Genomic DNA, 19,641 nt, shown 5'->3' with positions numbered 1-19,641 from the left:
GAGGGGTGTACCGATTCCTGCTGACGCCCCGCTGGTGGGGGATCAACGTCTTCATCCTGCTGGCGATCCCGTTCTGCATCTTCATGGGCTCGTGGCAGCTGGGTAGGTTCGAGGACCGTGTCGACACCCATCGTGAGGCGGAGCGCGAGCCGGGCCCGGAGCAGCAGGAGGCGGCGCCGCTCGAGGAGCTGCTGCCCGTCGACAAGGAGACGTCGGGCCGGCCGGCCACGGCGTCCGGCCGGTACGGCGAGCAGTTCGTGGTCCCGCAGCGCGAACTCGACGGCAAGCGCGGCTCGTACGTACTGACGCTGCTGAAGACGGACAGCGGGCGCGTGCTGCCCGTGGTCCGTGGCTGGATGCCCGAGGGCGGCCGGGCGCCGGCCGCCCCGACCGGCGAGGTCACGGTCACCGGCGCGCTGCAGGCCTCCGAGTCGACGGGTACGGACGGCGTGCACGCGGCGGGCGGTCTGCCGAGCGGACAACTGGGCATGATCAGCGCGGCGTCGCTGGTGAACCTGGTGCCGGACGATGTGTACGACGCGTGGGTCACGCTGTCGAAGGCCGACAGCGGTCTGACGGCCGTGCCGGCGGCGGCCCCGGAGAACAGCGGTCTGGACCTCAAGGCGTTCCAGAACCTCGGCTACACGGGCGAGTGGTTCGTCTTCGCGGGCTTCGTGCTCTTCATGTGGTTCCGCCTGGTCCGCCGCGAGGCGGAAGCGGCGCGGGACCGGGCCTTGGGGCTGGAGCCGGAGACCGTCTGAGACACGGGCGCCGTGGTATCCGTCCCGTACGAACCCGCCCACACCCGGACGGGCGGCATCGCCCGGCCGGCGTTTGACCGACTGACGCACCCGGTCGAAGCCCACCGGCGCGTCGGCCTCCTGCCCCGGCCGGCCTCGCCCCGGCGGGCCGGCCGAGCCGGACCGGAGACGGTCAATGGGCGTTTGCACCGTCTGACGGGCGCACGACCGGGCGGGCGTCTCCGGGGCGGGGCCGCGGCAGCCGTAGGGACCGCGTCGCCACGGCCCAGGGCGACCGCTGCTCGCGGCGCGCTGCGGACCGGCCGCCGGCGAGGCGCTGCGACCGCTCGGACTGCGTCACTGCCCTGCCAGCGCGCCGGTGTAGTAGATCGTGCCGGCGCAGGCGTCGGGGACGTTCGTCTGGCCGCTGACCGCGCCGCTCAGCAGCGAGTAGGTAACGGTCACGCTGCCGTCCTTCGTGCCGCCCTCGGTCAGCAACTGCGGCTCGACGGCGTCCCCCTCGGACGTACCGGTGCCGCCCTGGCCACCGGCACCGCCCGCGCCGGCTGTGGAGCCGCCGGAGGCGTCACCGTCGGTGGGCGACGGATCGGGCGACGGTTCCTCGGTCGGGCATGTGTCGGACGGCACCCAGGCGAACTTCACCTCGTACGCCCCGCCTGCCGGCGCGACCGCCGCGTCCGTCTCCGTCGACGTCGAGGGCAGGCCGCTCGCCGCGTCACCCGCGGTGTGGCGGGCCACGCCGATCCGGGCCGGGTCGGCGGCGCCCAGCGCCTGGAAGCCCACGGCGGAGCTGCCGGCGGAGCAGTCGGTCTCGGAGATGTTGGTGATGCGGAAAGTGCCGTACGTCTTGCCGTCGGCGTCCGGTGCGCCCAGCTCCGTGGACATCGCCAACTGCCCCGGCTCGCAGGCCTGGACCTCTCCGGCGGGTGACTGGACCGCGCCGGAGGCGCCGTCCCCTCCCCCGGTCGGCTCGTCGGCAGACCGTCCCGGCCCGGTGCTCCGGCCGGGCACGACGGCGTCCCCGGTGCCCGGAGTGGGTCCCTTGACGCCGTTGTCGCCGCCGGTGACGCCCGGATCGTTGCCCGTACCGCCCTGTGCCTGTTGATCGTGACCGGCGTTCACTGGGTTGGCGCTGTCGCCGCCGCCGGAATTCGCCACATGGACGAAGGCGGGGACGGCGGTGCCGATCAGCAGGGCCGCGGCGGCCATGCCGACCAGAGCCTGCCTCTTGCGGGCCCGTCGCGCCGGAACCGCCCGGCGCAGATGGTCCAGTGCGTCGGGGGCGGGCTGGATGTCCTGGACAGCACCCTGCAGCAGACGCCGCAGCGCGTCCTCGTCCCCCCCGAGGTCGTTGATCGGAAAATCCCTCGGCCCGTCGGTCGGCCCGTTGTTCACAGTCTCGTTCCCAGTCCGGTCGTCAGACGGCCCGTCCGGCCCGTAATGCTCAGAATGCTCAGAATGTTCGGAATGCTCGGAATGCCCGAAGCTGTTGTCGCGGCCGCTCATTTCGTAGCCTCCATGGCGACACGGAGCGCCGCGATACCCCGTGAACCGTAGGCCTTGACCGAGCCGAGGGACACCCCCAGGGTCTCGGCCACCTGCGCTTCGGTCATGTCGGCGAAGTACCGCAGCACCAGCACCTCGCGCTGACGCCGCTGGAGCCCCCGCATCGCCTTGATGAGCGCATCCCGCTCCAACCGGTCGTAGGCGCCTTCCTCCGCGCTCGCCATGTCCGGCATCGGCTTGGAGAGCAGCTTGAGACCGAGGATGCGCCTGCGGAGCGCGGAACGGGAGAGGTTGACCACGGTCTGCCGCAGGTAGGCGAGGGTCTTCTCCGGGTCCCGCACGCGACTGCGCGCCGAGTGGACGCGGATGAACGCTTCCTGCACCACGTCCTCGCACGACGCCGTGTCGTCGAGGAGCAGCGCGGCAAGACCCAGCAGCGACCGGTAGTGGGCGCGGTAGGTCTCGGTGAGGAGGTCGACGGTGGTGCCCACGGCCATGGCGTCGTCAGCGCCTTGCTGCTGAGAGGGCATGCGGGTGGTCCGCGAAGCAGGCACGGGTGCGATCACCGGCATGCCGCCGGCCGGGCGGGGCCTTCGGTACGGGCGCACCGAAACGCCGCGGACCGGGGCCACCCTTGCGATGTCGAGAACCTCTGCCACGCCTGTTGGACACGCTGCCCCCCGCCAGGGTTGTACGCGTACGTCACCGCTTTTGACGGCGAACGAAATACCCGCATGCGCACCGCTCTTCCCCTATGCCCCTTTTTTACGGGCACCGCGTCGAGGTGCCCGTAAGGACGCCTCCCGCCCAACTACCGGTTGCAGCAAGGGAGAAGCGAATGATCAAACATGCCGATGCCCCAGTTCAAGTGGTGCAGACCATCGATTTCCTCACAGGGCATTCACAGATCCTACAAAGAACGGCGCCTGCACCACGCCGCATTAACTGCTGGGACCATGAGATTACGAGACGGCACCGACAGCCCGGCCGCCGCCTGCCCCTGAGCCGCGCCCGGGGCCTTGTACGGAGGGGCGGGACTCAGGTGTACTCGGCGGCCACGGCCTCGGCGATCTGGGCCGAGTTGAGGGCCGCGCCCTTGCGGAGGTTGTCGCCGCACACGAACAGCTCGAGCCCGCAGGCGTCGTCCGGCGAACGGCGAACGCGTCCCACCCAGGTGGGATCGGTTCCCACCACGTCCGCGGGCGTGGGGAAGTCGCCCGCCTCCGGGTTGTCGTAGAGCACGACACCGGGCGAGGTCGCGAGGACCTCGTGCGCCCGCTCCACGGTGATCTCCTTCTCGAAGCTTGCGTGCACCGACAGCGAGTGCGCGGTCAGCACCGGCACCCGTACGCAGGTCGCGGACACCTTCAGTGTCGGCAGGCCGAGGATCTTGCGGGTCTCGGACCGCAGCCCCAGTTCCTCGGAGGACCAGCCGTCGTCGGCGACCGTCCCAGCCCAGGGCATCACGTTGAGGGCCAGCGGGGCCGCGAACGGCCCCAGGTCGTCGCCCACCGCACGCCGTACGTCTCCGGGCCCCACGCCCAGCTCCGTACCGGCGACCAGCGACAGCTGCGCCCGCAGTGCGGCCACGGCCTCACGGCCCGCGCCGCTGACGGCCTGGTAGGACGAGACGACCAGTTCCTGAAGGCCGAATTCGGCGTGCAGCGCGCCGACGGCCGGGAGCATGGCGAGTGTCGTGTCGTGCGGGCTCGCGACGATGCCGCGCGGCCGCACCCGCACCGCGTGGGGATTGACCTCGGGCACGACCAGCGGGACGTCGGGGTCCGCCCGGAAGGCCGGTGAGGCGTCGACAACGACGGCGCCTTTGGCAACGGCCACGGGCGCCCATCGCTCCGACACCTCGCCAGGCACCAGGAAGATCGCCACGTCGATGCCGTCGAAGATGCTCTCGCCGAGCTCCAGTACCTCGCACTCCTCCCCGCGCACGGCCAGCTTGCGGCCGGCCGAGCGCGGGGAGGCGGCGAGTCGTATCTCGCCCCAGACGTCCGCGTGCTGGGACAGGATCTGGAGCATCACCGCACCGACGGCTCCGGTCGCTCCGACGACCGCGAGCGCCGGCTTGCAGGTCATCGCCGCACGCCTGCGTGCCGGCGGGTCATCGCCCGGTGCCTCCGTAGACGACCGCTTCGTCGGAGTCGGAGTCGAGACCGAAGGCAGTGTGCACGGCGCGCACGGCCTCGTTGACGTCGTCGGCCCGGGTGACCACCGAGATGCGGATCTCGGAGGTCGAGATCAGCTCGATGTTCACGCCCGCGTCGGACAGCGCCTCGAAGAACGAGGCGGTGACGCCCGGGTTGGTCTTCATACCGGCGCCGACCAGGGAGATCTTGCCGATCTGGTCGTCGTAGCGCAGCGAGTCGAAGCCGATGGAGGACTTCTGCTTCTCCAGGGCGGCCATCGCCTTGGCGCCGTCCGTCTTGGGCAGCGTGAAGGAGATGTCGGTCAGGGCGGTCGTGGCCGCCGAGACGTTCTGCACGACCATGTCGATGTTGATCTCGGCATCGGCGATCGCGCGGAAGATGGCAGCGGCCTCGCCCGGCTTGTCGGGGACGCCGACGACCGTGACCTTGGCCTCGGAGACGTCGTGGGCGACTCCGGAGATGATGGCGTGCTCCACCTTCTGATCCCCTCGCGGTTCGTTGCTGACCCAGGTGCCGCGCAGTCCGGAGAAGGAGGAGCGGACGTGGATCGGGATGTTGTATCGGCGTGCGTACTCGACGCACCGGTGCAGCAGCACCTTGGAGCCGGAGGCGGCGAGCTCCAGCATGTCCTCGGAGGAGATCCAGTCGATCTTCCGGGCCTTCTTGACGACCCGCGGGTCGGCGGTGAAGACGCCGTCGACGTCGGTGTAGATCTCGCAGACCTCGGCGTCCAGCGCGGCGGCCAGCGCCACCGCCGTGGTGTCGGACCCGCCACGCCCCAGGGTGGTGATGTCCTTCTTGTCCTGGGACACACCCTGGAAGCCGGCGACGATGGCGATGTTGCCCTCGTCGAGCGCGGTGCGGATCCGGCCCGGCGTCACATCGATGATGCGCGCTTTGTTGTGGACCGAGTCGGTGATGACGCCTGCCTGGCTGCCGGTGAACGACTGGGCCTCGTGGCCCAGGTTCTTGATCGCCATGGCCAGCAGGGCCATGGAGATCCGCTCTCCCGCGGTCAGCAGCATGTCGAACTCACGCCCGGCAGGGATCGGGGATACCTGCTCGGCGAGATCGATCAGCTCGTCCGTCGTGTCACCCATCGCCGACACCACGACGACCACCTGGTGGCCGTCCTTCTTGGCATCGACGATTCGCTTGGCGACCCGCTTGATGCCTTCGGCATCGGCAACGGAGGAGCCTCCGTACTTCTGCACGACAAGGCCCACGTGCGCTCCTCGCTCGGTCTTCTGCAGTCACTACTGCGGTCGGCTCAGTCTATCGAGCGGCCGCGGATCGCCCCTGTGATGTCACATCGTGAGATGTCCCGCTCAGCAAGTGATCACCCGGTGGTCCCGGAGGGCACCCGCGGCCGTTCGGACTGGCTACTGCCCAGGGCTCGCCGGGGTACGCGAGTATGTGGGCCGGCTCACACGCACCAGGTCGGCGGCGTCGGCCCTGGCACGCCGTGACCATCGGGGACGTGGCATCGGGGACGTGGCCCCGGGGACCCCACCAGGTTCCGCGCGGCCCGCCGGCGGCCGACGCCCACATCGATACGGCGGTCGGCCTCGGCCGACGCGTCGCGGCGGGCTGGGCCCGCAGGGCGCCGTGGCAGAGGTCCGGGGCAGAGGGGTCCGTCACGGCCTCATGGACAGTTCAGTGGGTCCGCCGCAGTCCCAGCGGAGCGGCGATCTCCTGGACCATGACCTTGCCGGCCTCTTCGGCCAGCGCGTCCTCGGTGAGGTCCTCGTCGGTGTCGAGGCCGTCCAGCTCGGCGAGGGGCTGGTCGAGACGGACGTGCGCGACGAGGGACTGCAGGGCGCGCAGGGTCGCGGAGGCCGTCGGGCCCCAGTTGGAGAAGTACGAGAACTGCCACCACCACAGCGCCTCTGTGGTGCGTCCCGCCCGGTAGTGGGCGAGGCCGTGGCGCAGGTCCATGATGATGTCGGCGAGGCTGTCGGAGATCCGTGACGGGACGGGCGCCTTGCGGGGCTCGTACGGGTCGAAGACCTCGGAGAAGACGTCGATCGGCTCGAGCATGGTCGCGAAACGCATGCGCAGCCCGTCGACGTCGAGGTCCGGCCCGATGTCCGGCTCGTACCGCTCCTCCGGGACGATGTCCTCGTGCGCGCCGAGCCGGCCGCCGGTCAGCAGCAGCTGGGAGACCTCCAGCAGCAGGAACGGGATCGCGCTGTCGGGCTCGTCGCCCTTCGCGACCTCGGTGGTCGCGACGATGAAGGATTCGATCGAGTCGGCGATCTGGACCGCGAAACTGTCCGGGTCCTGTCCTACGGCGTGCAGCATGGCGTCAGACATCGAGCAGTCGTCTCCCCTCGAAGGCCCGCCCGAGCGTGACCTCGTCGGCGTATTCCAAGTCTCCCCCCACAGGGAGTCCGCTGGCCAGCCTCGTGACCTTCAAACCCATCGGTTTGATCATGCGGGCGAGGTACGTGGCCGTCGCCTCGCCCTCCAGGTTGGGGTCCGTGGCCAGGATCAGTTCGGTGACCGTGCCGTCCGCGAGGCGGGCCAGCAGCTCGCGGATGCGCAGGTCGTCGGGACCGACGCCCTCGATGGGGCTGATGGCGCCGCCGAGGACGTGGTACCGGCCGCGGAACTCCCGAGTCCGCTCGATCGCGACGACGTCCTTCGGCTCCTCGACGACACAGATGAGCGTCGGGTCTCGGCGCTGGTCGCGGCAGATGTTGCACTGCTCCTGCTGCGCGACGTTGCCGCACACCGCGCAGAAACGGACCTTGTCCTTGACCTCGAGCAGCGCGTGCGCGAGGCGGCGGACGTCGGTCGGCTCGGCCTGGAGGATGTGGAAGGCGATCCGCTGCGCGCTCTTGGGACCGACGCCGGGCAGCCTGCCCAGTTCGTCGATGAGGTCCTGAACCACGCCTTCGTACAACGGAACGCCTCTCCTTGGAGTGCTTGCTGCTTACGGTAGTTGGTGCCGGTGGCCACCAGAAGGGCAACCGCACGAACGGTCAGAAGGGCATGCCCGGCATGCCGCCCAGTCCCTGCGCCAGGGGCCCGAGCTTGTCCTGCTGGAGCTGCTGGGCGTTCTCGTTCGCGGCCTGGACCGCGGCGACGACGAGGTCCGCGAGGGTCTCGGTGTCCTCGGGGTCCACGGCCTTCGGGTCGATGACGAGACCCCGCAGCTCGCCGGAGCCGGTGACGGTGGCCTTCACCAGTCCGCCGCCGGCCTGGCCGTCGACCTCTGTCTGCGCAAGCTCCTCCTGGGCCTTCGCCAGGTCCTGCTGCATCTTCTGGGCCTGCTGGAGCAGCTGCTGCATGTTGGGCTGGCCACCACCGGGGATCACGGTCACTCCTGGCTATGTCGACGGCTGAAGGCGCTGTACGCTTCGGTACCCCGAGCCTACGTGTTCGCCCAGCCGGCCGCCCCACCCCGCATCGGGTAACTCTTTCGAGTGAGCCGGACGAGCCTGATTAACGCTCCCATACCTGACCAGGACCCCCGTGCGGGCGGAAATACCGGGATCCCCGGCCCGCAGACCACCATTCGGCGGTATGAAGGGCCTGAGTCGCATCAGAACGCACGCGCGCCACGTACGTCACGCGGTGTAACGTCAGCACCTTTTCAGCACCTTTTCGGACCTGATAGTCAGTCCTGGCGTCAGTCCTGGGCGTCAGCCCTGGTCGTCAGCGAAGCGCAGAGGAGTGCACCGGTGAGCCAGCCGGAGATGCAGCCCGGGGGGCCGGCCCGCGGCGAGGGTGGCGAGGCGCCGCCGAGTGACCTGACGGGGCGGAGATTCCCCCTCGGTGACTGGGGCGAGCCTGCGGCCCGACTGGACGAGCTCTATCGCTGGGTCGAGGCGGACGCGCTGCGCACGGCGGACTGGTATCTCTCGGACCGGGTCCGCAAGCGCCGGGCCGCGCGACTGCTGCGCCTCGGCACTGCTGCGGGAGGCGTCACCGGTGCGGTCCTCCCCCTCCTGGACCTGACGCAGGCGATCTCCGGAGCCACCCCCTGGGGCTACCTCTCCCTGCTTGTGGCCGCCGCTTGCCTGGCCTGCGACCGGTACTTCGGCCTGACGGCCGGCTGGATGCGGGACGTGGCCACGGCGCAGGCGGTGCAGCGCCGGCTCCAGGCGCTGCGGTACGACTGGGCCTCGGAGAGCGTGCGCGAGGTCCTGGGCCCGACGGAGGGCACGGCGAGCGAGGCGGCCGAGCGCTGCCTGGGCGTGCTGCGGCGCTTCTCCGAGGACATCGCCGACCTGGTCCGGTCCGAGACCTCCGACTGGATGACCGACTTCCGACCTGGTCCGGCCCCGTTGCGCCTCTCGCCCACCCCTCAGCGCCCGGAGCCCGCGTCGCCGCCGCCCGGCGGCGTCATCCAGGGCCGCTTCCCCCTCCCGCCGACCACCCGCCCCAACATGCCCCGCCAGCGGCCCCCGGAGCCGCCGCGCTGAGGATCACCGGCCGGTCCGGTGGGTTCGTAGGTCCTCGTGGACCACAGGCTGACGGTAGAGGCTGTGCGAACAGCCGGGGAGCGACACGGAGAAGGACGCCCACGGGCCGGCGCCGGCAGGAGAGCTCCTGCCGGCGCCGGCCCGTCATCGCGTCAGCGGAAGGCCCGGCGAAGGGTGCGGGTGAGGATCGGCGGGAGGAGGTCGCGGGCCAGGCGGCGTGGCAGGGAGCGGCCGGCGGGGGGTGTCGCGGGGGACGGCGCGGGGACCGCGGGCTCAGGGGCGGGTTCGGGGGCGGGTTCGGGTTCGGGAAGGGGCTCGTGGCGGGAGGCCGGCGGGGGCGGGGCGGCGGCCTTGGGGCCCTTGATGCGGATCAGCGGCAGGCCGGCGACCTCCTCGACCCCGTGCCAGACGTCCGTCCGCGTCGCCAGCCACTCAAGGAGCGCCTCGGTCACGGGTGCCGGGTCGCCCCAGGTGCCGTAGAGCTTGCTGCCGGTGATCACGATCGGCTTGAGGCCCGTCGTCGGGACCGCGCCCCACACGGCCGCGGAGACGCCTGGGCAGTGCTCGGCCCGGAAGTCGTCGAAGGCGACGATGCCGTCGGCGTGGAGGAGTGCGCGGGCCGCCGCGATGTCGCCATGGACGTGTTCGTACAGGTGCGACGCGTCGACGTGGACGAAGCGGCAGCTGTCCGGGGCGACCTCGGTGGTGATCACGGAGGTGGGCGCCTGCACCACGGTGGGCAGTTCGTCGTGGAAGGAGAGGTAGTTCGCCTCGAAGGCCCGCCGGGTCAGGGTCGAGTAGGAGCGGCCCATCTCGGCGCTGTTGGGATCGTCCGGGGCCGGGGAGTCGAAGAGGTCGCAGACGGTGAACTTCTCACCCTCACCCAGGTACTTGCCCAGGAAGATCGCGCTCTTGCCCATGTAGGCGCCGAGTTCGAGGAGGTCACCCTGTCGGCCTGCCTCTCTCTGACGGGTCAGGAACCAGTCGAAAACCATCTGATCGACGGGCCAGAACCAGCCCTTGACGTCGGCGAACCGCTCCGGCCTGGGAAGTTCCTCCGCGGCCGTTCCCTCGGTGGGGGTGTCGGCGGAGGTGCTTGTCTGCGACATGTCCCGGTCCTACCGGGACAAGGTGTCCGACACTCGTCGGGCACCTGTCCGGCGTCTTAACCTCGCGGAGCGCGTAGCGGCGCGACGGGCTGTCAGCTGAAGATGATCATGGACCCCTGACCGAGACTCCGGGTCGCCGCCGCGTGCAGCCCAAGCCATACGTGCCGTTCGCGCGCGAACGGGCTCTCGTCGTACGGGATGGGCCCCGCCGGCTCCTCCAGGGCCGTCGGGCGCTCCGGGGGCTCCGGCGCGGCCGGCGGGTTCGCCGGGTCGATGCCGATGGACGGGGCCACGTACTCCAGCTCGCGCAGCAGGCCCTGGGTGGAACCAAGGGGGCCGCCGCCCTCGAGGAGTTCGTCGTTGAACAGCGGGGCCTGGAAGTCGACCGGCACGTACGCGCCGGCGTGGTCGTAGTGCCACACCAGATGGGACTGCTGTGCCGTCGACTCGAACATCTCCAGCAACTGCTCGTAGTCGCCGCCGAGTTCGTCCACCGGCGTCACTGCGAGCCCGCACAGCTGCAGCAGATAGGCACGGCGCAGGAAGTGCAGAGCGTCGTAGTCGAACCCGGCCACCGGTGCGACGTCGCCCGACAGGCCTGGCATGTAGGCGAAGACGGGCACCGTCGGCAGGCCCGCGCCGGTCAGTGCCTTGTCGTAGGACGCGATCTCTTCGGCGAAGGGGTTGTCGGGGCTGTGGCACAGCACGTCGACGAGGGGGACCAGCCACAGGTCACAGGCCAAGGGAGGGCTCGCTCTCAGCAGTTCGGGCACGGGTGGTGCGGTCGAGGGTCACCGGCCGTACGGGCGCGGAGCCGGCAGCCGGAGGTGAAGGAAGCGTGAAAAAGGACGATGGTCACAGCAGCGTAGTGCGACGGCAACGGTCCGCGAAGGGCGCGTTCAGTACGGTTCCGTACGGTCCAGTACCCCCTTGTCACTCCTCTCCCACGTCCCATACCCACACCCCGGCCACCCTCTCCCCCGGCCGGCCCAGCAGTTTCTCCACCGCCTCGTACAGCGGCCCCTCGTTGTACTGCGGCGCCAGCACCACCGCGCCCGCGTTCCACGCCTCGAGGTCGTGCCGTGCCTGCGCCCGCCAGTTGGGGCCGATCACGGGGACACGACCGGAGTTGCGGACATCGTTCAGGAGGTTGGAGGTGTGGCGCGGGGTCGCGCCGTAGATGCCGATGCGGTCCGGGCCCCACGGGCCGTTGAAATAGCCGCCCGCCACCCTGAAACCGAGTCCCGTCGCCGACTGCCAGTGCAGTGCCTCCGCGCTGCCCGGGTGCGGCAGCGGCACGGTGACCAGCGACTCGCCCTCCGCGAGGTACTTCTTGTACGTGCCCTGCACAATGAATCCCGGTATCTCGGACCGCTCGCGTACGGGGTACGGCGTCGGCAGCACCGGGACCAGTGCCGCCGCCAGCGCGGCGAATCCCAGCCCGCGCAGCACCGGACACCAGGCGGTCAGCCGCTGCGCCGTCAGCGCGAGCAGCATCCCGAGGACGGGCGCGCAGATCATCGCGACCCGCGACTCGATGACCGACTCGAACAACGGCTGGTGCGCCAGCGCCCGCCAAGGACCGGTCAGCACGATGTCCGTGTACGGGATGCGGAACTTCGGCCCGAGGGAGAGGAACGCCGCGGCGACCGCCGTGAAGGCGAGCGCCTTGACCAGCGGGAGCCGCCACAGGCGGATGACGATCGCGAAGGCCAGCGCGATCAGCGGCCAGCCGAAGAAGGCGTTCTGCTCGGTGCGGTTCATCGCCAGCGGATCGGCCCCGGCGTCGGAGCCCATCAGCGCCCGGCCGGAGAACTGCAGGAAGGCGAGCGGGCTGTTGCCGGCGTTGTCGCCGTGCAGCACGCTCTTGTAGCTCTGCGGCCCGAAGAACTGCCAGCCCAGCGGGAACGCCACCAGCGGCAGACACACCAGCAGCGCGATGCCGGTGCCGCGCAGCAGCGGCCGCCACGCCGCCCTTGCCACGTCACGGGTGGCGAGCGCGTACGAGAGCACGAACAGCAGCAGACCCATGGCGGCCAGCAGCAGCGGCTCCTCGCCGAGGAAGATCTGATAGGTGGCGAAGAGCCCCAGCAGTATCCCGTCACGCCGGACGCTCTGCCCCTCGCACAGCCGCAGCACCCGGTCGATGATCACCGGGAGCATGAACAGGACGAGGAAGTTCGGGTGCGCGTTGCCGTGCGACATCATCGGCGGCGCGAACGCGGCGAACGCCCCGCCGAGCGCCGCCGCCCACCGGTTGCGTACCAGCCACCGGGCGATCAGCCAGTACCAGGCGGTCGCGGTCGCGGCGAGCCCCAGGGTGAGGACGAGCGCCCAGGTGACGGTCGGGCCGAAGGCGAGCGTGACCGGGGTGAAGGGCACGGACAGGCCGAGCATCACCGTGTTGGCCATCAGGTTCACGCCCTCGGGGTTGTTCTGGAGGGTCGTGAAGAGCGGGTTGCGCAGATGGACGACGTTGTCGGCGGTGACGGCGAAGAACCACTCCCACTGGTTCTGGTCCTGGCCGGCGTCGCGGAGGTAGGCGTGGTCGAGGTCCGCCCACAGGCCCTTGTAGAGCAGTACGGAGGCGAGCAGAAACAGCCCGGTGACCACCAGGTCCACCCGGCGCACGGCACGGGTGCGCAGCCGTAGCAGCTCCAGCAGCACCTTGCCGTAGTCGGCCGGCCTGACCTTCGAGCCGGCCCGGTGCGACCAGCGGACGGGGACCTCGGTCACGGACCAGCCCGCCCGCCGGAAGAAGCGGAGTATCTCCACGTCGATGGCCCAGCCGTCCAGCCGGGAGTCGGCGAACGCGGCCCGGGCCTTGTCTCCGTCGAGGAGTTTGAAGCCGCACTGGGTGTCCCGGATGCCCGGGACGGCGACCGTTCGTATCAGGCGGTTGCCCATCCGGCCGAGCCACTCCCGGAGCCGCCGCTGGTGCACCTCGATCTGCGCGTCGGGGTGGGCGCGGGAGCCGATCGCAGCGGCGCCGCCGGTGGTCTCCAGCTCCGCCTCGAGCCGGTCCAGTTCCTCGACGGGTGTGGCCAGGTCGGCGTCCGTGATCAGCACCCGGGTGCCGTAGGAGGCGAGTACGCCGAGGCGCAGGGCGCTGCCCTTGCCTCGGTTGGTCTCGCTCGAGACGAGCTGGATCCGCGGTTCTTCCGACGCGGCCTCCTGCGCGATCTTCGCGGTGGCGTCGGTCGAGCCGTCGTCGACGACGATCAGCTCCCACTCGCCCCAGCGGTCCGGCTCCGCGCGGAGATATGCGCAAATGGCGTCCAGCGTCGGCCGCAGCCGCGCCTCTTCGTTGTACGCCGGGACGACGACGCTCAGATCCACGCTCACCGCTCTTGCCGCCCCCGCCGGTCCTCGTCCCGCCCGTCCTCGTCCGGTCGGCCCTGCTCCCGCCGGTACCGTCTCTCCAGCCGGTCCGCCCACGCCAGCGCATGGTCGTTGTACGCGCGGATCACGGCGCGCACCGCGGTCCTGTCTCCCCTGGTCACCGCGTCGACGACGTCCTGGTGCCCGGCCCAGAGCCAGGCGGGGAGCTCCGGATCGGCGCGCAGGAACGGCACGGAGAACACCCATCCCTGAACCCGCAGCCGGTGCAGGAAGTCGCAGAGATAGCGGTTCGCGACGAGCGCGCCGAGCTCACGCCAGAAGCGCAGGTCGTAGCCGACGAGGATGTCCAGGTCCCCGGCGCGCGCCGCCCGCGACGCCTCCTCGGCCCGGCGCCGTACGGACAGCACCGCCTGCGGGGCCGGCGGGCAGGGCCGGTCTCCCGCCATGTGCCCGAGGATGGCCTCCACGACCATCGACCGGGTCTCGACCATGGTCCGGTAGTCGTCGACCGAGAACTGATGCACCTTGAAACCGCGGTGCTGGTCGGAGTCGAGCAGACCCTGTGCCGACAGATCGACCAGGGCCTCGCGGACGGGCGTCGCGGAGACGCCGTACTGGTCCGCTATCTCCTTGACGGTGAACTCCTGACCCGGCTGCATACGGCCCGCAAGCACCTCGTCACGGAGCGCGTCGGCGATCTGCTGCCGCAGAGTACTGCGGGTGACGGCGCTCGTACCGCCGTTCCCGCCACCGCTGCCGCTCCCGTAGCCGGGCATCGTGGCCTTCTCCTTCGCCATTGGTCCCGGACACGATAGGCCAGGGGGATGGCGCGCCGGATGCGCAGCGTACGGTCTGACCGTGAGGGGAGGCGATGCCCGCGTGGAGGAGGTGTTCGAGCCGGCCACCGGCGACGGGCCCCAGGTGGCGGGCCCGAGCAGGGACGCGGAGGTGCGGACGGCGTTCGAGGGGCTGCTCCGGATCCGCCGGGTGACGAACACCACGGGCGGCGGGCCGGGCAACGAGAACGTGCCCGCGCCGTGGGAGCTGACCCGGACCGTCCGCGCCGTGTCGCTGGCCCTGGAGGCGTCCGGTTTCCCGCCGTCCGCCGTGGCCGCGGACGATGCCGGGCGGCGTACGGCCACGGGCTACCGCGTCCGGCCCGGTGACCGTCCGCGGACGGTGTACGTGGAGTGGCTCGGCCCGCCGGGCGGCGGAGCCGCCCAGGAGGAGGAGAGCCGGCTCAGGGCGTGCGCCGAGGTGCTGGCCGGGCTGGGCTGGGAGGGGCTGCTGTACCGGGGGCCGCGTAAGCGGCGGTTCCTGGAGGTCGAGCCGGGGGCGTGAGCCGGTGGCCGGTCAGGATGCGCCGGGCCGGGCGGCATGCTCGGACCCGGCGCGGAACGTCTGGCGGTACGTCATCGGAGAGACTCCGACGCTCGCCGCCATGTGCTGACGCAGCGAGGCAGCCGTACCGAAGCCGGATTCGTCGGCGACCCGGTCGACCGGGAGGTCCGTGGTCTCCAGCAGCCGGCGGGCGTGCTCGATGCGCTGCTGCGTCAGCCACTGCACCGGAGTCGTGCCGACCTCCTCCCGGAAGCGCCGGGAGAAGGTGCGCACGCTCATCCGCGCGTGAGCGGCCAGCTCGGCCAGCGTTACCGGGCGGCCGAGACGGCTCAGGGCCCAGGCCCGGGTCGGGGACGTGGTCGCGGCGGTCTGCAGCGGAACCGGCCGCTCGATGAACTGCGCCTGGCCGCCCTCCCGCCACGGTGGCACGACACACAGCCGTGCCACCCGGTTGGCGACGTCGCTGCCGTGGTCCCGGCGTACGAGATGCAGACACAGGTCGACACCGGCCGCGACGCCGGCAGCGGTGAGCACGTCGCCGTCGTCGACGAACAGCACGCCGGGGTCCACCTCGACCTCGGGGAAGGCCCGTTGGAAGTCGGCCGCCTCGTTCCAGTGCGTGGTCGCGCGCCGCCCGTCGAGCAGACCGGCGGCGGCCAGCACGTACGAGGCGGTGCAGATGGACACGATCCGGGCCCCGGGGCGCAGCCCGCGCAGCGCGTCGGCGAGCGGGGCGGGAAGCCAGTCCCTGGTCTGGTCGGGCCCGCAGGCGAAGGGCGGGACGACGAGGGTGTCCGCCGTCGCGAAGGCGTCGGCGGAGTGCTCCACCGTGACCGAGAAGTCCGCGCTCGTGCGGACCGGGCCGCCGTCGAGGCTGCAGGTGATCACCTCGTAGAGCGGTTCGCCGTCACGGCCGGCCGCGGTGGCGAATATTCGCGCGGGGATGCTCATTTCGAAGGGGTAGACGCCTTCGAGGGCGAGTACGACGACTCGGTGCGGGCGCTCGGGCGAGGACAGCGGCATGGCCAGATCCTTGCACACCCTGGCCATCCGGCCACTCGTGGGGGCGTGTTGGTCGGCGGAGGGTGGTCCTACACCCGGTTCGACCGCCTGTTGGTCGACCGCCTGCTGAAGGAGCGGAACATGCCTGCCGTCATGCGTGCCATCGGCCAGAGGACACTCGGTGGACCTGAGGTCCTGGAGGTCGTGGAGGTGGAGCGACCGGAGCCGGGCCCCTCAGAGGTACTGGTGCGGGTGCACGCCGCCGGGGTCAACCCCACGGACCGATGGCACCGTGCGACGGGCGGGCTGCTCTCGGACGGGCCGGTGCCGCTGGGTTGGGACGTCTCGGGTGTCGTCGAGGCGGTCGGGCTCGGTGTGACCATGTACCGGCCGGGCGACGAGGTGTTCGGCATGCCGAGACTGCCGCAGCCGGCCGGCGCGTACGCCGAGTTCATGACGTCGCCCGCGCGCCACCTCGCCCGCAAGCCGGCCGGGCTCTCGCACGTCGAGGCGGCGGCACTGCCGGTCGCGGCGCTGACTGCGTGGCAGTCGCTGGTCGACACGGCGGACGTCCGTCCGGGGCAGCGCGTCCTGATCCACGCCGCGGCGGGCGGCGTCGGCCACCTCGCCGTCCAGATCGCCAAGGCCCGTGGCGCATACGTGATCGGCACGGCGTCGGCGCCCGCGCACGACTTCGTGCGGGGCCTCGGGGCGGACGAGGTCGTCGACTACCGGGCGACGGCCTTCGAGACGGCCGTCGCGGAGGTGGACGTCGTGCTGGACACGGTGGGCGGCGAGTACGGGCCGCGCTCGCTCGACGTGCTTCGGCCGGGTGGCGTGCTGGTCTCGCTCGCCTCGCCGGCGGAGGCGTACCTCACGGATGTCGCCGAACGGCGCGGTCTGCGCGCCGGTTTCACGATCGTCGAGCCGGACGCGGGCGGCCTGAAGGAGATCGGGGCGTTGGTGGAGTCGGGCGTGCTGCGGGTGCACGTGGAGGCGGTACTGCCGCTGGAGGAGGCGGCGAAGGCGCATGCGATGGGGGAGGAGGGGGGCGCGCGGGGGAAGGTGGTGCTGACGGTCGGGTGAGGCGCGGGCGGGGCTGAGTCGTGGGCGGCGGACGGAGGCGCGCCTTGGCCGCCGTGCGGAGGCGGGGCGCTACGGGGCGACGGACGGGGCCGGCCCGCTGGGTGGGGCCGTTCCCCACCCCGCCCCTTCCCCCTGGGCCTGGCGGCGCGGTTCCCCGGGGCGCGGCCACCGGGCCGTAGGGGAGTTCGAGGCGCGGGGTCCGGGGTCCGGGGCGGAGCGGTCCGGGAACGGCGGGGTGGGGGAAAGGCTGCCCGCTAAGCCACCCACTCGTCCGCCACCGCCAGCGCGGCGTCCAGCGCTGCCAGCCCCTCCTTCGCCTCCGCCTCGCTCACATTGCACGCCGGCACCGCGTGCGTGCGGTTCATGTTGACGAAGGGCCACAGGCCGTTCTTCTTGCAGGCCGCGCCGAACGCCGCCATCGCGGCGTTCGCCTCGCCCGTCGCGTTGTACGGCACCAGCGGCTCGTGGGTCTCGCGGTCGCGCACCAGGTCAAGGGCCCAGAAGACACCGAGGCCGCGCACCTCGCCCACCGACGGGTGACGCTCCGCCAGCTCCCGCAGGCCCGGGCCGAGGACGGTCTCGCCGATCATCGCCGCGTTCTCGACGACCTTCTCGTCCTCCATCACCTGGATCGTGGCGACGGCCGCCGCGCACGCCAGCGGGTGGCCGGAGTAGGTGAGCCCGCCGGGGTAGGGGCGCTTGTCGAAGGTCGCGGCGATCTCCGCGGAGATCGCGACACCGCCCAGCGGTACGTATCCCGAATTCACCCCCTTGGCGAAGGTGATCAGGTCCGGCACCACGTCGAAGTGCTCCGCGGCGAACCATGTGCCCGTGCGGCCGAAGCCCGCCATGACCTCGTCGAGGACGAAGACGATGCCGTAGCGGTCGCAGATCTCGCGGACGCCCGCGAGATAGCCGGGCGGCGGCGTCATGATGCCGGCGGTGCCGGGGATCGTCTCGAGGACGATCGCCGCGATCGTCTGCGGGCCCTCGAAGGCGATGGTGTCCTCGAGGTGGGTCAGGGCGCGGGCGCACTCCTCGGACTCGGTCGTGGAGTAGAACGGCGACCGGTACAGGAACGGCGCCCAGAAGTGGACGACGCCCGCCGTGCCGTTGTCGCTGGCCCAGCGGCGCGGGTCGCCGGTGATGTTGATCGCGGTAGCGGTGCCGCCGTGGTACGAGCGGTAGGCGGAGAGCACCTTCGGGCGGCCCGTGTGCAGCCGGGCCATCCGGACGGCGTTCTCGACGGCCTCCGCACCGCCGTTGGTGAAGAAGATCTTGTCCAGGTCGCCGGGGGTGCGCTCGGCGATCAGCCGGGCGGCCTTAGAACGCGACTCCACGGCGAACGCGGGCGCGAACGTGGCCAGCTTCCCGGCCTGCTCCTGGATCGCCGCGACGACCTTCGGGTGCTGGTAGCCGATGTTCGTGTAGACGAGGCCGCTGGTGAAGTCGAGGTAGCGGTTCCCGTCGTAGTCCCAGAAGTAGGACCCCTCTGCGCCGGCGACGGCGAGCGGGTCGATCAGGCCCTGGGCGGACCAGGAGTGGAACACGTGGGCACGGTCGGCGGCCTTCACGGCGGCGCCGGCCTCGGGGTCGGCATGAGGGGTCATGCCGGCCAGCGTAAGGAGGCGCCGAGGGGCCACGACATGGCCATCTTGTATGGACCGGGCCTCATATCTGGGCAGGGTGTCGGGCCGCCCGCCCGGCAGCCATTGACAGCATGTTGTCGATATGACAGCCTGCTGTCATATGAGGCAGTGCAGGGGCACGCGTCGAGGAGGGCACCATGACCCGCAGGACCGTTCATCTGGCCGTGTACGACACCTATGCCGACTGGGAGACGGGCCACACCACCGCCCACCTCACCCAGAACGGCTTCACCGTGAAGACGGTCGGCCTCACGACCGACCTCGTCACCACCATGGGCGGCGTAGGCATCCGGCCCGACCTCGCGCTCGCCGACCTGGACCCGGCCGACAGCGCGCTGCTGATCCTCACCGGGGCGACCCTGTGGGACACGGGCGACGACCTCGCCCCGTTCACCGCCAGGGCCCGTGCGTTCCTGGACGCGGGAGTGCCGGTCGCCGCGATCTGCGGCGCGACCGCCGGCCTGGCCCGCGAGGGTCTGCTCGACGCCCGCGCGCACACCAGCGCCGTCTCGTTCTATCTGGACGCCACGGGCTACAAGGGCGGTGAACACTACGTCGACGCGGACGCCGTCACCGACGGGGACCTGATCACCGCCGGCCCCACCGAGCCGGTCGCCTTCGCCCGCGAGGTCTTCGCCCGCCTCGGGGTGTACGAGGGCGAGAAGCTGGACGCCTGGTACCGGCTGTTCCACGACTCGGACCCGTCGGCCTACGAGGTCCTGAACGCATGAGGCCCGCGGACCACCCCCAGGAGCTGCTGACCCGCACGGCTCTCGGCGTCTTCCGGCTGAACGGGCAGTTCATCACCGTCTCCGACGGCCTGGCCCGGGAGGCCGGACTCTCGGCGGCCCGCTGGCAGGTCCTGGGCGCCGTGCTGCGGGAGCCGCAGTCCGTCGCGCAGGTCGCCCGCACCATGGGCATCACCCGGCAGAGCGTGCAGCGCATCGCCGATGTGCTGGCGGAGCAGGGCCTGGCGGAGTACCGCCCCAACCCGGCCCACCGGCGCGCGAAACTGCTGCACGCGACCGAGGAGGGGCGGGCGGCGATCCAGCGGATCGACCCGGGGCACGCCCGCCTGGCGAACCGGCTGCTGGACGCGCTCGGGCCGCAGGAGTTCGCGGAGACCGTACGGGTGCTGGAGCAGCTCTCGAAGGCGATGGCGGCGATCGAGGCGGACGACGAGGGCCGGGTCCAGGACGAGGCCAGGGCCGGGCCGAAGGTGCGCTGACGCCGGGCCGGCCGCGCCGATC

19 protein-coding genes are annotated in these 19,641 nt (G+C 71.4%); 6 read left to right on the top strand and 13 right to left on the bottom strand.

Annotation, left to right across the window (positions count from 1 at the left end):
• The first annotated feature begins 5 nt into the window (after positions 1-5).
• Positions 6-761, top strand: coding sequence for an SURF1 family protein (locus tag IE198_RS22445; RefSeq protein WP_189889394.1), 756 nt, complete (start codon positions 6-8; stop codon positions 759-761).
• Positions 762-1,097: 336 nt separating this feature from the next.
• Here the strand turns inward: IE198_RS22445 and IE198_RS22440 are convergent, their stop codons facing one another.
• The 7 genes from IE198_RS22440 to IE198_RS22410 form a co-directional block, all read right to left on the bottom strand.
• A complete protein-coding gene (locus IE198_RS22440; protein ID WP_229834226.1) occupies positions 1,098-2,156 on the bottom strand; it encodes a hypothetical protein in 1,059 nt (352 codons plus the stop codon).
• A 107-nt stretch (positions 2,157-2,263) separates the two neighbouring features.
• Positions 2,264-2,926: a SigE family RNA polymerase sigma factor gene (locus tag IE198_RS22435; protein ID WP_189889392.1), complete on the bottom strand. Its 663-nt coding sequence runs from the start codon at positions 2,924-2,926 to the stop codon at positions 2,264-2,266.
• Positions 2,927-3,305: 379 nt separating this feature from the next.
• The gene (locus IE198_RS22430) at positions 3,306-4,358 is read right to left on the bottom strand and encodes an aspartate-semialdehyde dehydrogenase (protein ID WP_189889390.1); all 1,053 of its coding nucleotides are present in this window, start codon (positions 4,356-4,358) and stop codon (positions 3,306-3,308) included.
• Between the two features lie 25 nt (positions 4,359-4,383).
• Positions 4,384-5,655: an aspartate kinase gene (locus tag IE198_RS22425; protein ID WP_189889388.1), complete on the bottom strand. Its 1,272-nt coding sequence runs from the start codon at positions 5,653-5,655 to the stop codon at positions 4,384-4,386.
• 430 nt (positions 5,656-6,085) lie between these two features.
• Complete coding sequence (locus tag IE198_RS22420; RefSeq protein WP_189889386.1) at positions 6,086-6,745, bottom strand: DUF5063 domain-containing protein; 660 nt, start codon at positions 6,743-6,745, stop codon at positions 6,086-6,088.
• Positions 6,738-7,337 carry a recombination mediator RecR gene (gene recR, locus IE198_RS22415; protein ID WP_189889385.1) on the bottom strand — a complete coding sequence of 200 codons (600 nt, stop codon included), beginning with the start codon at positions 7,335-7,337 and terminating at the stop codon, positions 6,738-6,740. The genes IE198_RS22420 and recR overlap by 8 nt, the downstream gene beginning before the upstream one ends.
• 79 nt (positions 7,338-7,416) lie before the next feature.
• Positions 7,417-7,752: a YbaB/EbfC family nucleoid-associated protein gene (locus IE198_RS22410; RefSeq protein WP_100108321.1), complete on the bottom strand. Its 336-nt coding sequence runs from the start codon at positions 7,750-7,752 to the stop codon at positions 7,417-7,419.
• A gap of 366 nt (positions 7,753-8,118) precedes the next feature.
• Here IE198_RS22410 and IE198_RS22405 point away from each other — a divergent pair, with 366 nt between their 5' ends.
• A complete protein-coding gene (locus IE198_RS22405) occupies positions 8,119-8,862 on the top strand; it encodes an SLATT domain-containing protein (protein ID WP_189889383.1) in 744 nt (247 codons plus the stop codon).
• Positions 8,863-9,014: 152 nt separating this feature from the next.
• Here IE198_RS22405 and IE198_RS22400 read toward each other — a convergent pair whose 3' ends face one another.
• The 4 genes from IE198_RS22400 to IE198_RS22385 all read right to left on the bottom strand — a co-directional run bounded on the left by IE198_RS22400 (position 9,015) and on the right by IE198_RS22385 (position 14,089).
• Positions 9,015-9,971: a class I SAM-dependent methyltransferase gene (locus IE198_RS22400; protein ID WP_189889381.1), complete on the bottom strand. Its 957-nt coding sequence runs from the start codon at positions 9,969-9,971 to the stop codon at positions 9,015-9,017.
• 92 nt (positions 9,972-10,063) lie between these two features.
• Positions 10,064-10,714, bottom strand: a complete 651-nt coding sequence (locus IE198_RS22395; protein ID WP_189889552.1) for a putative DNA-mimic protein — start codon at positions 10,712-10,714, stop codon at positions 10,064-10,066.
• A gap of 190 nt (positions 10,715-10,904) precedes the next feature.
• Complete coding sequence (locus IE198_RS22390; RefSeq protein ID WP_189889379.1) at positions 10,905-13,316, bottom strand: dolichyl-phosphate beta-glucosyltransferase; 2,412 nt, start codon at positions 13,314-13,316, stop codon at positions 10,905-10,907.
• Positions 13,313-14,089 (bottom strand): GntR family transcriptional regulator, encoded by a 777-nt coding sequence (locus IE198_RS22385; protein ID WP_189889377.1) that lies wholly within the window; start codon positions 14,087-14,089, stop codon positions 13,313-13,315. Before IE198_RS22385 ends, IE198_RS22390 begins: the two co-directional genes overlap by 4 nt.
• 82 nt (positions 14,090-14,171) lie before the next feature.
• Between IE198_RS22385 and IE198_RS22380 the strand changes: the two genes are divergently transcribed.
• Entirely contained in the window at positions 14,172-14,654 is a 483-nt protein-coding gene (locus IE198_RS22380; RefSeq protein WP_229834225.1) for a hypothetical protein, read from the top strand.
• Between the two features lie 12 nt (positions 14,655-14,666).
• Here the strand turns inward: IE198_RS22380 and IE198_RS22375 are convergent, their stop codons facing one another.
• Positions 14,667-15,677, bottom strand: a complete 1,011-nt coding sequence (locus IE198_RS22375) for a GlxA family transcriptional regulator (RefSeq protein WP_189889375.1) — start codon at positions 15,675-15,677, stop codon at positions 14,667-14,669.
• Positions 15,678-15,797: 120 nt separating this feature from the next.
• On the opposite strand from IE198_RS22375, the gene IE198_RS22370 reads away from it, so the two are divergent.
• On the top strand, positions 15,798-16,742 hold the full coding sequence (locus IE198_RS22370; RefSeq protein ID WP_229834223.1) for an NADP-dependent oxidoreductase: 945 nt from the start codon (positions 15,798-15,800) through the stop codon (positions 16,740-16,742).
• A 254-nt stretch (positions 16,743-16,996) separates the two neighbouring features.
• Here IE198_RS22370 and IE198_RS22365 read toward each other — a convergent pair whose 3' ends face one another.
• Positions 16,997-18,352, bottom strand: coding sequence for an aspartate aminotransferase family protein (locus tag IE198_RS22365; RefSeq protein ID WP_189889373.1), 1,356 nt, complete (start codon positions 18,350-18,352; stop codon positions 16,997-16,999).
• A 176-nt stretch (positions 18,353-18,528) separates the two neighbouring features.
• Here IE198_RS22365 and IE198_RS22360 point away from each other — a divergent pair, with 176 nt between their 5' ends.
• Entirely contained in the window at positions 18,529-19,122 is a 594-nt protein-coding gene (locus tag IE198_RS22360) for a DJ-1/PfpI family protein (RefSeq protein ID WP_189889371.1), read from the top strand.
• Entirely contained in the window at positions 19,119-19,619 is a 501-nt protein-coding gene (locus IE198_RS22355; protein WP_189889369.1) for a MarR family winged helix-turn-helix transcriptional regulator, read from the top strand. Before IE198_RS22360 ends, IE198_RS22355 begins: the two co-directional genes overlap by 4 nt.
• Positions 19,620-19,641: the final 22 nt, after the last annotated feature.

It is taken from the genome of Streptomyces xantholiticus, from assembly GCF_014651015.1.
GTDB lineage: Bacteria > Actinomycetota > Actinomycetes > Streptomycetales > Streptomycetaceae > Streptomyces > Streptomyces xantholiticus.
The sequence above is the reverse complement of the archived record's forward strand: the minus strand, read 5'-3'. Positions and strand labels throughout refer to the sequence as shown.